This is a genomic window from Janibacter cremeus (assembly GCF_029395675.1).
Taxonomy (GTDB): Bacteria; Actinomycetota; Actinomycetes; order Actinomycetales; family Dermatophilaceae; genus Janibacter; species Janibacter cremeus_A.
In genome coordinates this window covers 446355-460618 of record NZ_CP115184.1, presented here as the reverse complement: position 1 = coordinate 460618, position 14264 = coordinate 446355, and the positions used below count along the sequence as shown (strand labels likewise).

Here is a 14264-nt window from a genome sequence, read left to right as displayed (position 1 = left end):
TATGGCCGACCTGTTGGGCGCTTACAAAACGCGTGAGTTCATGGTTCAACGCCTATACGAGGACCTCTTGGGCGGCGAATCCGACGAACAGATGAGCGAGGACCCCCTGTCGAGGTTCGTCGTCGGCGTCCTGTACCCCGGTCGAGCTACCACGGAAACTTCCAGCGCAGAAGGCATCGACGCCGACGGGCTGGACACCACTCAGGACGGGGATGCAGGCGCCCGGACCACGGATGGCCAGGACGACCCGGTCGTAGCCCTCGCGCAGGTGCGTCACCCACGCACGATGGGCCTGACATTCGCCGTAAACCTTGAACGAGGTTCACGCGTGACTCTTGCTCCGACCGCGTCTCGATACCTTCGGTCTACCGTCGGCGACGAGCCCGTGTGGTCGCGTGAGGGCCTGGCTTTTGAGGCAGCCGACCTCGACTGTTCGCAGGTGGGATCTGATCGCCGCACACTTGTCGCAGGCTTGGAAATGCGGACCGTCGTGCGCTCACCGCAAGATGGAGTCGTCTCAGTGACGATCGCGCTAGTCAACACCGCAGAAGCGACGTGGGAAGAAAGGCCCGCACGCTGTTGGTTCAACCCGCAGGTCTACGTTAAGGCCAAAGAAGGCGTTCTGTGTGCGCGACCGGACGTGGTCGTGGCGGGCCTCGACGACGACGAGGTGCACTCGCAGCGTCTGCTCTTCGGCGACGTCAACACCTACGCGATCGGTCATGGTTGTGCTGTCGAGTGGGGTGCAAGCTCCCAGGCTCCGACAGAACTCTCGACCACTTTCCTGCCTACCCATGAACTGTTGCTCAGTAATCCTGGCGGCATCGCTGCGCTCGACTTGGCCATGTCCTCTCTGGCCAAGACCACTGACTTCTCTGGCCTCGCGGTTCTGGCCGACGACTACGAGCGATGGATCGAACAACTCGATCAAGACGTGGCTGAGCTATCAACCCAAGACGTCGAGGCATTGAGGCGACACCAGGCCGAGGCCCGAGTGGCCGCCCGACGGATCCGTCGCGGCATCGAATTGCTGGACAGCGATCAAGCGATCGCGTCCTCGTTCCGTCTCATGAACGAAGCCATGTCCGAGCAGCGAAGCCGCCAGGAATTTCACCGCAACGGTGGCGTCGGAGATCCACCGAGCAATACGGATGCCTCGTGGCGCCCTTTCCAATTGGCCTTCATCTTGCTGAACCTAGAAGGCTTGTGTGAGCCATCCTCTCCCGACCGGCGCTTAGCAGATCTTCTCTGGTTCCCCACAGGTGGCGGTAAGACCGAGGCGTACTTGGGTCTGGTCGCCATCAGCATCATGTTGCGGCGTTTGCGGAATCCTAACGATGCGGGCGTGTCCGTTCTGATGCGGTACACGCTGCGTCTCTTGACACTCCAGCAGTATCAGCGAGCTACGGGACTGATCTGCGCGCTAGAGAGTCTCCGCGTACGCGAGATCCCGAAAAGCAAGAGCATCTCGATCGGCCTCTGGGTCGGCCAGGCCTCGACTCCCAACACGGTCAAGGACGCCAAGAAGGCACTGCAGGCCGCTAGGAACGGGCGAGCCGATGTCGAAGAGGATCGCGCAGATCCAGTCCAACTGCGCCAATGTCCTTGGTGCGGAACTGAGCTCACTCACGAGAACTACACGATCGTGGACGATGAAAAAATGGTGGTCCGTTGCGCATTCGCTGGCTGCCGTTTCCGCAACGGCCTACCCGTCAACATCGTTGACGAGGACGTGTATCGCGAACGACCTTCGCTCCTCATCGCCACTGTCGACAAGTTCGCGATGATGCCGTGGAAGCACGAGGTCGGGGCACTCTTTGGTACCGACGCCAAGACAAACGGCCCCGGTTCCACCATCCCCCCGGATCTCATCATCCAGGACGAGCTGCATCTCATCAGTGGTCCGCTCGGCACCGTAGTGGGTCTGTATGAGATGGCGGTCGACGCCGCATGCTCACGCCCTGCACCACCCAAGGTCGTAGCCTCAACCGCGACGATCCGTCGTGCTAGCGCACAGGTCAAGGCTGTCTTTGCCCGCCAGGCACGGCAATTCCCGCCACCTGGGCGCACTCAAAAAGACTCGTATTTTGCTATCGAGGCATCTCGGGACGAGAAGGGGTCCAGGGCCTATCTAGGAGTTATGGGCGCCGGCACAAGTCATACGACCCTGATGGTCCGCGTCTACGCGTCGCTGCTCCAGAGCGCAGCAGCGGTTCAAGAAGAATCCGATGATGCGGATCTCTACTGGACCCTTCTTGGCTATTTCAATAGCCTTCGAGTTCTTGGGGGTGCTTACATGCAGGTGATCGATGATGTTCCCGGACACATGCATGTCATTGCAGAGCGTCGCAACGAAAAGGTCCGGGAACTGGACCAGCCACGCGAGATGACTTCCCGGAAGAAGTCCTCGGAGATTCCCGAGGAACTTGAGATCCTCGAAAGGCATCGTGGGGACGACCAAGCCGCCGACGTTGTACTGGCTACGAACATGATCTCCGTTGGCGTCGACGTGGACCGCCTTGGCCTGATGGCAGTTATGGGACAGCCTCAGACCAGTTCAGAGTACATTCAAGCAACTTCCCGAGTCGGTCGTCGCAGGCCTGGTCTGGTCGTGACGGTCTATAACGCCGCCAGAACCCGAGACCTCTCCCACTTCGAGAACTTCACCGGCTATCACCAAATGATCTACCGGCATGTGGAGGCCACCGGGGCCACGCCATTGGCACCTCGTGCTCGCGATCGGGCCCTGCACGGCGTGCTGGTGTCAATGGCGCGCCTCTTGATCCCAGAGGCGATGCCTGATGGCTCTGCGGGCGCGGCCGTGGACTGGGAGCACGAGCTCCAGAGCATCGCGTCCCGCATCGTGGATCGAGCTGAGCAGATCCTGGAGAACGAGGAGGTCTACCCACCGGACGAGTCGCCCGACGTCATCGAGGACGAGCTTAATGAGCTCATCGAACGATGGCTCTCTGACGAGTCGCTCACGCACTATGCGGGTTGGTACGACCGAAAGGTTGGCGCTCTACTCAAGGACGCATCTTCGGTCGTAGCCGACCACGACGACGAAGCGAACTTCCCAGTGACGGATCCACCATGGCCCACTCTGACGAGCATGCGAGACGTCGATGCTGAGTCCAAGTTGTTTCTAGTTCGCCGACGGAGGAATCGTGGCAAGTAAGTTTGTAGGCCAGGCACGCCGTACGAGCCTGGTGACTACCTATGGTGTCGGCTCTCTCTTCCCAACGGAGAGCGACAGCATGATGATCTGCGGGTTGGACGACTGGCCCGAGGGGCCACAGGTGTTCGAGCCTCGGCTTGCCGCGAGTCTGGGGGTAGCCGAGTTCCGGTCTCCGGCAGCAGGGCGCAAGGCGGGTGACATACCAGTAGTTCGCTTCCCTGAGTGGGCCTTTTGTCCTGACTGTCGCAGCCTGGCACCCCACTGGTCACTTGCAAACGACTCGCGTCGGTGCAAAGCCTGTAACGCCAAGGTCTCCCCCTCCCGATTCATCGTGTGCTGCGAAAATGGCCACATCGAAGACTTCCCGTATCGCTCGTGGGTTCACCAAGGCGAATATGTGCGCGCCGAAGGGCACGACCTGCGCTTCACAACACGAGGCAAGTCCTCCAGCTTGTCCGACGTCATCGTGGAGTGCAGTTGCGGTCAAAAGCGCTCGATGTTCGGGTCATTCGACTTCACGGCCTTGAAGGACATCAAGGGATGCTCCGGTCAACGCCCCTGGTTACCCAATGCTGAAAGTGAATCGTGCTCCGGGGCCCTCAGGACCCTGCAGCGCGGTTCATCGAATGCATGGTTCGCCGAGACGAGGTCGGCGATCTCCATCCCGTCAGTCCGTTCTCGCGCACGGGCATTTGCCGCGCGAAAGTTTCGAGATGCGACCCCCACCGCAGACCCAGTGGCGCTTGCATCGATGTTCAAGCCGCCAGAAGGATGCACTGCCGATGATGTCGCGGCTGCCATTCTCGAACTGCGCACCCCTGCGGCAAGCGGTGAAAGGCCCTCGCAGCAGGACCTACGTGCCGAGGAGTACCGCGCCTTGGTTAACGGTCTGACGGAGGGTCTGGGGACCGACGAGTTCCTTTGTGCCAAGGTGGACATCTCGTCTGCACAACTACCACCGGTAATTGCCCAGGTCTCTCGTGTCTCTCGCCTACGCGAGGTTCGGGCTCTTGCTGGCTTCTCCCGAGTCACACCGATGACCGTCGAGTCCGACAAGGATCAGGAAACGCGTCGGGCGCCCCTGGCCTCCGCGGATGTCAGGTGGCTCCCAGCGCTGGAGGTTCTCGGCGAAGGCATTTTCCTCCGACTCGACACTGGCCAGCTAAACGCGTGGAGCGACAGCCCCTTCGCCGTTGGCAGAGTTAGAAGCCTCCTCGAGGCACAGGACCAACTGTCGCCGCAGTCCATGGCCAGTGGGCTAGATGTGAGCGCGAAGCGGCTTGTCCTCCACTCGCTAGCACATGCACTAATCGATGAATGCTCGCTGACCGCCGGGTATCCAACAGCTTCACTGCGTGAGCGGCTCTATACCGATGGCGACCAGAGCGGGATCCTGATCTACACTGCGACAGCCGATAGTGCTGGCAGCCTGGGTGGCTTGGCTGCGCTCAGCGATCCGCACAGGTTCGCTGCCGTCCTGGCGTCTGCCCTTCAACGCGCAAGCTGGTGCACGTCTGACCCTGTGTGTTTGGAATCCGGACCATCTGGCGTGGACGGTCTCAACCTCGCTGCCTGCCACGCTTGCCTCCTACTCCCAGAGACCAGTTGCGAAGGGTTCAATCTCGTGCTGGACCGGGGCACCCTCGTTGGTACAACAGAGAGTGCCGGTGCTGGACTCTTCTCCGCCCTTGCCTCAGGAGGCCACTGAATGCCCGGGTTCCGGGGTGCCTCCTTCACACGCAACCAAGTAGATGCTTAGCTCGGCCCATGTCGACCCCAAAGTTGCTCCAGTTCGGGGAGACACTTCGATACGCGAAGAAGGCCAACGCCGACCCGATCTTTGAGGGATACCTCAACTTTCACTACTTCGCGCAGGGCGCGCGTGATGATCAACGACGGATCATCCTGGAGAGCGGGATCAATGCGGTCCAGCATGTCAAGGCCCTCGATGGCCAGAGGCGGCCTGCCATCGCGATACGGTCCAGCCCCTGGAAGGCCGGGTCGTTGGAGACGCCTTGGCATGACGAGTTCGATCTGGACCACGGGCACATCCGGTACTTCGGGGACCACAAGGCGACCACCGCTGGCCCGCTGGGGTCTACGCGGGGGAACAAGGCACTCATCGATGCCTGGTCCCGTCACGGTTCAACAGATCGCGATGAACGGCTACAGGCCGAGCCTCTCCTTGTGTTCGCCGGGCGCAGCGAGTACGTAGATGGACGGCGACGCGACAAGGGTTTTATCGACTTCTGTGGGGTGGCCCTGATCGAGCGCTTGGAGTACGTAGTCCAACGGGATCCCGTCACAGGACGAAGCTTTCCGAACCTGGCCCTCGACCTGAACGTCATCTCGCTCGGCCGTGACGATGAGCTCGACTGGTCGTGGATCGATGACCGACGGGACCCGCGGCTCAATGCGAGCCAGGCTCTCGAGCGCGCCCCCGAATCTTGGAAGCGCTGGGTCAAGGACGGTCGAGCCGCGCTCCCACGAATTCGGCGTCGCGTCATGAGCAGCCGTGTTCGCAGCCGCGAAGAGCAACTGCCCGTCGCAGGCTCCAAGTACGGGGATCTGCTCGCGAGGACGTATCGCTTCTTCGACGGTCAAAAACACTCCTTCGAGTACCTCGCCTCAATGGTTGCGGGTGAGCTCCTCGGCGAGCAGGGACACACGTACACGGCAGGATGGCTCACTCGCGCTGGCGGTGACGGTGGCATGGACTTCGTTGGCCGCCTCGATGTTGGCATCGGCCACGGCAAGGCGCCGTTGGTCGTCCTCGGCCAAGCCAAGTGCGTGCTCCCTAGCTCCGGCGTCAGTCCAGATCAGGTTGCACGGCTCGTCGCGAGGCTGCGACGTGGCTGGATCGGCGTATACGTCACAACGGGCCACTTCTCGAAGCAAGCACAAGTCGAGATCGTGGACGACGAGTACCCCGTGATGCTGGTGCCGGGCTTGAAGCTCGTCGAGACGATCGATCGCATCGTGCAGCAGTCGTTCAGCGGTGACCTCGACGCTCTCTTGGAGCATGTCTCAGAGCGTTACCAGTCCGAGGTCACGAGCCGGAGACCGATGGAGATCCTCACCAGCTGAGTAGCCTCGTCAACGATGTCGATCACGCCACCACCCCGACGACGGCCAGACGCCGTCGTCAGTCGGCGCTTCTCCCGGCAAGCGAGGGAGGGCACCGCGCCGGAAGTCCGTATCCGACAGCACCTTCATGCACGGGGGCTCCGGTTTCGGATACAACATCGGATCAGCGGTCTGCCACGACGACGAGTGGACCTGGCCTTCACACGCGTGAAGCTGGCAGTGCTCGTCGATGGCTGCTTCTGGCATAGCTGCCCGGTCCACGGCACCACTCCCAAGTCGAACCGAGACTGGTGGTTATGGAAATTGTCGATCAATGAGCAACGAGACCGTGACACCGATCGGCGCCTTGCCGATCTTGGTTGGACCGTCCTCCGACTGTGGGAGCACGTACCGCCGAGTGATGCGGCGGATCTCATCGAGGAGACCTACCGAGGGCTTCTGCGTCGTCAGAAACACTGATCTCTGAAGTGACAGTGGCCCCCGACTCCGTGTGGAGTCGGGGGCCACTGTCAGTCACTCAGCGGATCAGCTGCAACCGCTGGTCGAGCCGCAACCCTCGCAGACGTAGCAGGAGCCGGCGGGGCGCATCTTGGTCCCGCAGGTCATGCACATCGGGGCGTCCGAGGCCTTGCCCTGGAGCTTCTCCATGAGCTCGGCCGAGGAGTGGATCGTGGCGTCGGCCTCCCGTGCGGAGGCGCTGCCGGTACCGGAGGTGTCGGTCGACTCCTCCTTGGCGGCCGGCCGGGCCTCGGTGGTGGCCACGGTCTGGCTGTAGGACTCGTCGTCGTAGTCCTCGTCCTCGTCGGAGGACGACGGGGCGTACGAGCCGGTCTCCAGCTGGCGCGACCGCTCGTCGGCGGTGTGGATGCCCATGAAGGACCGGGTGTCGAAGTCCAGGTAGTCCAGCGCGAGGCGACGGAAGACGTAGTCCATGATCGACTGCGCCATCCGCACGTCCGGGTCGTCCGTCATACCGGCCGGCTCGAAGCGCAGGTTGGTGAACTTCTCGACGTAGGTCTCCAGCGGCACACCGTGCTGCAGCGCGATCGAGATCGCGATGGAGAAGGCATCCATCAGACCGGCCAGGGTCGAGCCCTGCTTGCCGAACTTCAGGAAGATCTCGCCCAGCTCGCCGTCCTCGTAGGTGCCGGCGGTCAGGTACCCCTCGGCCCCGCCCACGGCGAAGCTCGTGGTCTGCGAGGTGCGACGCTTCGGGAGGCGACGACGCAGCGGGCGGTACTCGACGACCTTCGCGGACTCCGCCGCAGCGGCCTCGGCGTCCGCCTTGGCCCCCTTCGCCGTGGACCCACCGTCGGACAGCGGCTGACCGACCTTGCAGTTGTCGCGGTAGACCGCCAGCGCCTTCAGGCCGAGCTTCCAGCCCTCGGAGTAGACGTCCGCGATCTCCTCGACCGTGGCGCTCTCCGGCAGGTTGACCGTCTTGGAGATCGCACCGGAGAGGAAGGGCTGCACCGCGGCCATCATCCGCACGTGGCCCATCGGCGCGATGGCGCGCTCACCCATGGCGGTGTCGAAGACCTCGTAGTGCTCCGGCTTCAGACCCGGGGCGTCGATGACGTGACCCTTGTCGGCGATGTACTCGACGATCGCCTCGGACGTCTCCTCGGTGTAGCCGAGCAGCTTCAGCGCACGCGGGATCGTCAGGTTGACGATCTGCATGGAGCCGCCACCGACGAGCTTCTTGAACTTCACCAGCGAGAAGTCCGGCTCGATACCGGTGGTGTCGCAGTCCATCATGAAGCCGATGGTCCCGGTGGGAGCGAGCACCGACGCCTGGGCGTTGCGGTAGCCGTTCTTCTCGCCGACCTTGACGACCGCGTCCCAGGCCTTGGTGGCCGCCTTGTGGATCGAGCGGTCCATCGTGTGCAGCGTGCGGATCTCGTCGTTGGCGGCCTGGTGCTTGCGCATGACGCGCTTGTGCGCGTCGGCGTTGCGGGCGTAGCCGTTGTACGGGCCGACGATGCCGGCGAGCTCCGCGGAGCGCTTGTAGGAGGCACCGGTGAGCAGCGAGGTGATCGACGCCGCGAGGGCACGACCGCCGTCGGAGTCGTAACCGTGACCGGTCGCCATCAGCAGCGCGCCGAGGTTGGCGTAGCCGATGCCCAGCTGGCGGTAGTCGCGCGTGGTGTCACCGATCGGGTCCGTCGGGAAGTCCGCGAAGCAGATGGAGATGTCCATCGCGGTGATGACCAGCTCGGCGACCTTCTGGAAGCGCTCGGCGTCGAAGGTGTCGTCGTCGCCGAGGAACTTCAGCAGGTTCAGCGAGGCGAGGTTGCAGGAGGAGTTGTCCAGGGACATGTACTCGCTGCAGGGGTTCGACGCGGTGATCCGACCCGACTCGGGGTTGGTGTGCCAGTCGTTGATCGTGTCGTCGTACTGGATGCCCGGGTCGGCGCACTCCCACGCGGCCTGGGCGATCTTGCCCATGAGCTCGCGGGCGTCGACGCTCTCGATGACCGAGCCGTCGGTGCGCGACTTCAGACCGAACTCGGTCCCGTCCTCGACCGCACGCATGAACTCGTCGTTGACGCGCACCGAGTTGTTCGCGTTCTGGTACTGCACGGAGGTGATGTCCGCGCCGCCGAGGTCCATGTCGAAGCCGGCGTCACGCAGCGCACGGATCTTGTGCTCCTCGCGGGCCTTGGTCTCGACGAACTCCTCGATGTCCGGGTGGTCGACGTCCAGGACGACCATCTTCGCCGCGCGACGGGTCGCGCCACCGGACTTGATCGTGCCGGCGGAGGCGTCGGCACCACGCATGAAGGAGACCGGGCCGGAGGCGGTGCCACCGGAGGAGAGCAACTCCTTGGAGGAGCGGATACGGGAGAGGTTCAGGCCGGCGCCGGAGCCGCCCTTGAAGATGAAGCCCTCCTCCTTGTACCAGTTGAGGATCGAGTCCATGGAGTCGTCGACGGAGAGGATGAAGCAGGCGCTGACCTGCTGCGGGCTCTGCGTGCCGACGTTGAACCACACCGGGGAGTTGAAGCTGAAGATCTGGTGGAGCAGGGCGTACGTCAGCTCGTGCTCGAAGATCTCGGCGTCGGTGTCGGTGGCGAAGTAGCCGTTGTCCTTGCCGGCCTTGACGTAGGTGAGCACGACGCGGTCGATGAGCTGCTTCAGACCGGTCTCGCGCTCCGGGGTGCCCAGGGCGCCCCGGAAGTACTTCGTCGTCACGATCGTCGAGGCGTTCAACGACCAGAAGTCGGGGAACTCGACCCCGCGCTGCTCGAAGATCGTCGCGCCGGTCTTCCAGTTCTGCTGGACGACGTCACGCTTCTCCCACGTCACCTCGTCGTACGGGTGCACGCCCTCGGTGGTGTGGATGCGCTCGATCGTCAGCCCCTTGTTCGTGCGGGAGCCGCGACGTGCGCTGGACTTGCCGGCGGTCTCGGTCATGCTCTTCTCTCCTCGATCCGTGTGTACGGTTCTTACGTTTGCACCGGGTACCGACAGCCCAATCGCGTATCGGTACCCGGGGTCTATGGGGTGGCGCCCTCGGTGGCGGTCGCGTGCTCGCGGCGCAGGGCGCTGATGGCCGCCTCGAAGTCCTCGAGCGACTCGAAGGACTGGTAGACGGACGCGTAGCGCAGGTATGCGACCTCGTCCAGGTCCCGCAGGGGCGGCAGGATCGCCATGCCCACCTCGTGGGCGTCGATCTCGGCGCTGCCCTGCGAGCGGATGCTCTCCTCCACGCGCTGGGCGAGCAGGGCGAGCTGGTCCTCGGTGACCGGGCGGCCCTGACAGGCCTTGCGGACACCGGCGAGCACCTTGGCCCGGCTGAACGGCTCGGCAGCACCCGACCGCTTGGTCACCGACAGGCTCGCGCTCTCCAGCGTGGTGAAGCGCCGGGAGCACTCCGGGCACTGGCGGCGGCGGCGGATCGCGCTGCCGTCGTCGGTGGTCCGGCTGTCGATGACCCGGGAGTCGGTGTGCCGGCAGAAGGGACAGTGCATGGCCGACTCCTCTCGGTTCGTAGGGGTGTGCCTGTGGATGAAACGGTGGACGGGATGGGGACGATTCCCCGAATCCTGTGGAGAACCGAACTCATCCTGTGTACTAGATGTGGACGAATGACATCTGTGTAACCACTAGATGTAGTGACCATTAGACCCCTGTCACACAACGGATGCAAGTCCCCGGCGTGGCGCCGTCGGTGAGCGGTCACCGCCCTGCGCACAGGGCCGGAATACCGGGGATCAGCTCGCCGGCACCCGCGACCGCGACGCCTCGACCAACCCCCTGCGGCACCTCGACCGACCCCCCTGACACGCACGTCGGCCACCTCCGGCATGCGGAGGTGGCCGACGGCCGGCCCGGGCTGGGTCGATGGGCCCGGGAGGTTCTCAGGGGGTGGGGATGACCAGGGTCTGCCCCGCGTGGACGTGGCTGGTCGCCAGGTCGTTGGCCTGCCGGATCTGCGCGATCGCGTCGTCGGTCGGCACGCCGGTCATCTCGACGGCGGCGATCGAGGTCAGGGTCTGTCCCTGCTCGACGGTGACTTCCTGCGGCGTGGCCGCGGGGCCACCGAAGGCCATCCCCGCGCCCGCGACGGAGGCAACCGCCAGCGTCGTCAGGGTCATCGTGAGGCGACCGCGACGGGTCAGCCGCACCGCCCCCTTCGCCGGGGCAGCGACCGCGTCGCCCGTGGGGACGGAGTGCAGGTGGCGGGTGCGGGTCGGTCGGACTGCGGGCGCACCGACCGGCGCGCCGTGGGTGACGGTGAGTGCGGTCATCTGGTCCTCCTCGTGGCGTGTTCCCTCGAACCGGTGTTCGATAGAACGTCTGTACGATGTCTAGCACGGATGTTCGAAGAAGATCAACAACACGCTCGAACACATGTTTGAAATACCTGTTCGATCGTCCTACTGTCTCCACTACCGAGAAGTTGACCAGCGACCACCGACAACGCTGGTGACACGGACGGAAGGGTCGAGATGAGCAAGGGCAGCGGCAAGGACACGAGCACGGACTCCGGCGGCGGCGACAGCACCGTGCGCCACCTCCCGGAGCGGGACTCCGGCGACGGCCTCACGGCCCGCCAGCGCAAGGTGCTCGAGGTTATCCGCACCGCCGTCGCGACCCGCGGCTACCCGCCGAGCCTGCGCGAGATCGGGCAGCTCGTCGGCCTGACCAGCCCCAGCTCGGTCGCCCACCAGCTCTCCTCCCTCGAGCGCAAGGGCTACCTGCGCCGCGACCCCAACCGCCCCCGCGCGATCGAGGTCATCTCCCCCGACGCGGACGCCGAGGCGGTCATCGCCGACACCGCCGACTTCGGCGGCATGCGTGGTGGTGCGACCGCGCAGGACGAGGACGTCGACATCACCGGCTCCGGCGACGAGCGGCCCGAGGCCAGCTACGTGCCGGTCCTGGGTGAGATCGCCGCCGGTGTGCCGATCACCGCCGAGGAGCTCGTCGACGACGTCTTCCCGCTGCCGAAGCAGATCGTCGGCGAGGGCTCCCTCTTCCTGCTCAAGGTCGTCGGCGACTCGATGGTCGACGCGGCCATCTGCGACGGCGACTGGGTCGTCGTGCGCCAGCAGCCCGACGCCGACAACGGCGACATCATCGCGGCGATGCTCGACAACGAGGCGACGGTCAAGACCTTCAAGCGCAAGGACGGCCACGTCTGGCTGCTCCCCCACAACCCGGCCTTCGAGCCGATCGACGGCGACCACGCGACCGTGCTGGGCAAGGTGACGGCGGTCCTGCGCAGCCTCTGAGGCACAATCGCCCCATGCGCAGATGGGGATCCGCACTGGCCCTGCTCGTCGCGGGCATCGTCCTCGCGGCACAGGGAGTGCGCACCGGCGAGGGGTCCAACGTCGTGCTGTTCGTCGTCGTCCTCGTCTTCGCGTGGTGGCTCTCCCCGCTCAACGGCCGCGGCGGGCCGGGCCACGCCGAGGTCGAGGCGAGGCGCAGCGAGTTCCCCGTCGTCATCTACTGGCGCCCCGGGTGCGTGTTCTGCCTGCGCCTGCGCGGCGCCCTGGGCAAGGACAAGGACAAGGCCGCCTGGGTCAGCATCTGGGCGGACGAGGACGCGGCCGCCTTCGTCCGCTCGGTCAACGGCGGCAACGAGACCGTCCCGACCGTGCGCATCGGCGACGAGGTGCACACCAACCCCGACCCCGAGGTCGTCAGGGCCGCGCTGCGCTGACCACCTCAGGCGCTCGCGGCCACCCGGTCCAACGACTGCGTCAGTGAGCGAAGGGAGTCGGCCAGCTCCCCGTCGACGCGGTGGTCGACGAGGTCGTCGCCCCGGCTCGGCCCCCGGGTGATCAGCGCGACCGGGATCCCGCGCTTGGCCGCCCGGCGCACGAAGCGCAGCCCGGACATCACCTGCAGCGAGCTACCGAGCACGAGCAGGCTCGGCGCCTGGTCGGTCAGGTCGAAGCAGTGCTGGACCTTCGGCTTGTCCACCGCTCCCCCGAAGAAGACGACGTCCGGCTTGAGCGTGTCCTGCCCGCACGAGGTGCAGATCGGTACCCGGAACCGCTCGACGTCCACGGCGTCGAGCCGCACGTCGCCGTCCGGGCGGATCTCGTCGCTGTCGACGTCGAAGCCGGGGTTCTCCGCGGCCATCCGCTCGTCGAGGACGGGACGGGCGACCCGCGCGTCGCAGGTGAGGCAGACGACGTCGACGAGGTTGCCGTGCAGCTCGACGACCTCGCGGGTGCCGGCGGCCTGGTGCAGGCCGTCGACGTTCTGCGTGATCAGCGGGCCCACCGCTCCGAGCTCCTGCAGGCGCGTGACGGCATGGTGCGCCGCGTTGGGCCGGGCCGCGTGGAAGCGGCGCCAACCGACGAAGCTGCGCGCCCAGTAGCGCCGCCGCGCCTCGCTGCTGGCGACGAACTCCGAGAGGTGCATGGGCGTGACCTTCCGCTGGCCGTCCGGGCCGCGGTAGTCGGGGATGCCGGAGTCGGTGGACATGCCGGCGCCCGTGAGCACCAGCGCCGGTCCTGCCGACAGCACGCGGGCGATGTCCTCGATCACCCGCCCAGTATGCGACGTAGCCGGACCCCTGATCCACCACCCACGGCTTAGCATGGCGGCATGATCGACGCCGCAGGGCTGCGCGTGATGCGCGCCATCGCCGAGGAGGGCAGCTTCACCGCCGCTGCCCTCGCCCTCGGCTACTCGCAACCGGCCGTCTCCCAGATGGTCAAGCGGCTCGAGCAGCGCACCGGCACCGTGCTCGTGGAGAAGGTCGGTCGCTCCGTGCGCCTGACCGAGGCCGGCAGCGTCCTGGCCCGCCACGCCGCCCCCGTGCTCGCCGCCCTCGACGCCGCCGAGGAGGAGGTCGCCGCGATCGCCGGGCTGCGCTCCGGTCGGGTCCGCCTGATGGCCTTCCCCTCCTCCTCGGTCACGCTCGTCCCCCGCGCGCTCGCCGCGGTGCGCAGGCAGTACCCGGACCTGTCGGTGCAGTTCGCCGAGGCCGAGCCGCCCGAGTCGATCGCCGCGCTGCGCTCCGGGGAGGTCGACCTCGCCGTCGCCTTCTCCTACGACGGCAGCGACATCGCCCGTGGCGAGGACCTCGAGGGCTTCGCCGTCCACCCCCTGCTCGAGGAGGAGGTCCGCGTCGCCCTCCCCCACGACCACCCGCTCGCCGGGCAGGAGGTCGTCTCGATGACCGACCTGACCGACGAGGACTGGATCGCCGGGTGCGCCCGCTGTCGCGGGCACCTGCTGCAGATCGCCAACAACGCGGGATTCGCGCCCAAGGTCGCCTTCGAGACCGAGGACTACGTCGCCGTCCAGGGGTTCGTCGCCGCCGGTCTCGGGGTGGCGCTCATCCCCGACCTCATCCGCGCGGCGACCTCCAACCCCGACGTCGTCATCCGTCCGCTGGACCCGACGAGCCATCGCCGGATCCACGCGGTCACGACCGAGGACCTGCTCAAGGTGCCGGCCGTCGCCGCCACGCTCGAGGCGCTCGTCGCCTCCGCCGCGACGGCCACGCCCGCCTCCGTCTGACGCTACG

The 14264-nt window shown here is 65.6% G+C and carries 11 protein-coding genes; 7 read left to right on the top strand and 4 right to left on the bottom strand.

What is annotated here, in order from left to right:
- The first annotated feature begins 1 nt into the window (after window position 1).
- From O9K63_RS02095 to O9K63_RS02085, 4 genes are read left to right on the top strand one after another with little or no spacing between them, the layout of a single operon-like run.
- The gene (locus O9K63_RS02095; RefSeq protein WP_277240147.1) at window positions 2-3178 is read left to right on the top strand and encodes a helicase-related protein; all 3177 of its coding nucleotides are present in this window, start codon (window positions 2-4) and stop codon (window positions 3176-3178) included.
- Window positions 3168-4886, top strand: coding sequence for a DrmB family protein (gene drmB / locus O9K63_RS16850; RefSeq protein ID WP_431190344.1), 1719 nt, complete (start codon window positions 3168-3170; stop codon window positions 4884-4886). The genes O9K63_RS02095 and drmB overlap by 11 nt, the downstream gene beginning before the upstream one ends.
- Window positions 4887-4945: 59 nt before the next feature.
- Window positions 4946-6265, top strand: a complete 1320-nt coding sequence (locus O9K63_RS02090; protein WP_277240146.1) for a restriction endonuclease — start codon at window positions 4946-4948, stop codon at window positions 6263-6265.
- Between the two features lie 15 nt (window positions 6266-6280).
- On the top strand, window positions 6281-6724 hold the full coding sequence (locus O9K63_RS02085) for a very short patch repair endonuclease (RefSeq protein WP_277240145.1): 444 nt from the start codon (window positions 6281-6283) through the stop codon (window positions 6722-6724).
- 66 nt (window positions 6725-6790) lie between these two features.
- On the opposite strand, the gene O9K63_RS02080 is transcribed toward O9K63_RS02085, so the two are convergent.
- The 3 genes from O9K63_RS02080 to O9K63_RS02070 all read right to left on the bottom strand — a co-directional run bounded on the left by O9K63_RS02080 (window position 6791) and on the right by O9K63_RS02070 (window position 11019).
- Window positions 6791-9682 carry a vitamin B12-dependent ribonucleotide reductase gene (locus O9K63_RS02080; protein ID WP_277240144.1) on the bottom strand — a complete coding sequence of 964 codons (2892 nt, stop codon included), beginning with the start codon at window positions 9680-9682 and terminating at the stop codon, window positions 6791-6793.
- Window positions 9683-9765: 83 nt separating this feature from the next.
- The gene (nrdR, locus tag O9K63_RS02075; RefSeq protein WP_277240143.1) at window positions 9766-10239 is read right to left on the bottom strand and encodes a transcriptional regulator NrdR; all 474 of its coding nucleotides are present in this window, start codon (window positions 10237-10239) and stop codon (window positions 9766-9768) included.
- A gap of 390 nt (window positions 10240-10629) precedes the next feature.
- Window positions 10630-11019, bottom strand: a complete 390-nt coding sequence (locus tag O9K63_RS02070; RefSeq protein WP_277240142.1) for a LysM peptidoglycan-binding domain-containing protein — start codon at window positions 11017-11019, stop codon at window positions 10630-10632.
- A 201-nt stretch (window positions 11020-11220) separates the two neighbouring features.
- Here O9K63_RS02070 and lexA point away from each other — a divergent pair, with 201 nt between their 5' ends.
- Both lexA and O9K63_RS02060 read left to right on the top strand, forming a co-directional pair.
- The gene (gene lexA, locus O9K63_RS02065; protein ID WP_277240141.1) at window positions 11221-12006 is read left to right on the top strand and encodes a transcriptional repressor LexA; all 786 of its coding nucleotides are present in this window, start codon (window positions 11221-11223) and stop codon (window positions 12004-12006) included.
- A 14-nt stretch (window positions 12007-12020) separates the two neighbouring features.
- Window positions 12021-12440: a glutaredoxin domain-containing protein gene (locus O9K63_RS02060; protein ID WP_277240140.1), complete on the top strand. Its 420-nt coding sequence runs from the start codon at window positions 12021-12023 to the stop codon at window positions 12438-12440.
- 5 nt (window positions 12441-12445) lie between these two features.
- Here O9K63_RS02060 and O9K63_RS02055 read toward each other — a convergent pair whose 3' ends face one another.
- A complete protein-coding gene (locus O9K63_RS02055; RefSeq protein WP_277240139.1) occupies window positions 12446-13276 on the bottom strand; it encodes an NAD-dependent protein deacetylase in 831 nt (276 codons plus the stop codon).
- A gap of 60 nt (window positions 13277-13336) precedes the next feature.
- On the opposite strand from O9K63_RS02055, the gene O9K63_RS02050 reads away from it, so the two are divergent.
- Complete coding sequence (locus O9K63_RS02050; protein ID WP_277240138.1) at window positions 13337-14257, top strand: LysR family transcriptional regulator; 921 nt, start codon at window positions 13337-13339, stop codon at window positions 14255-14257.
- Window positions 14258-14264: the final 7 nt, after the last annotated feature.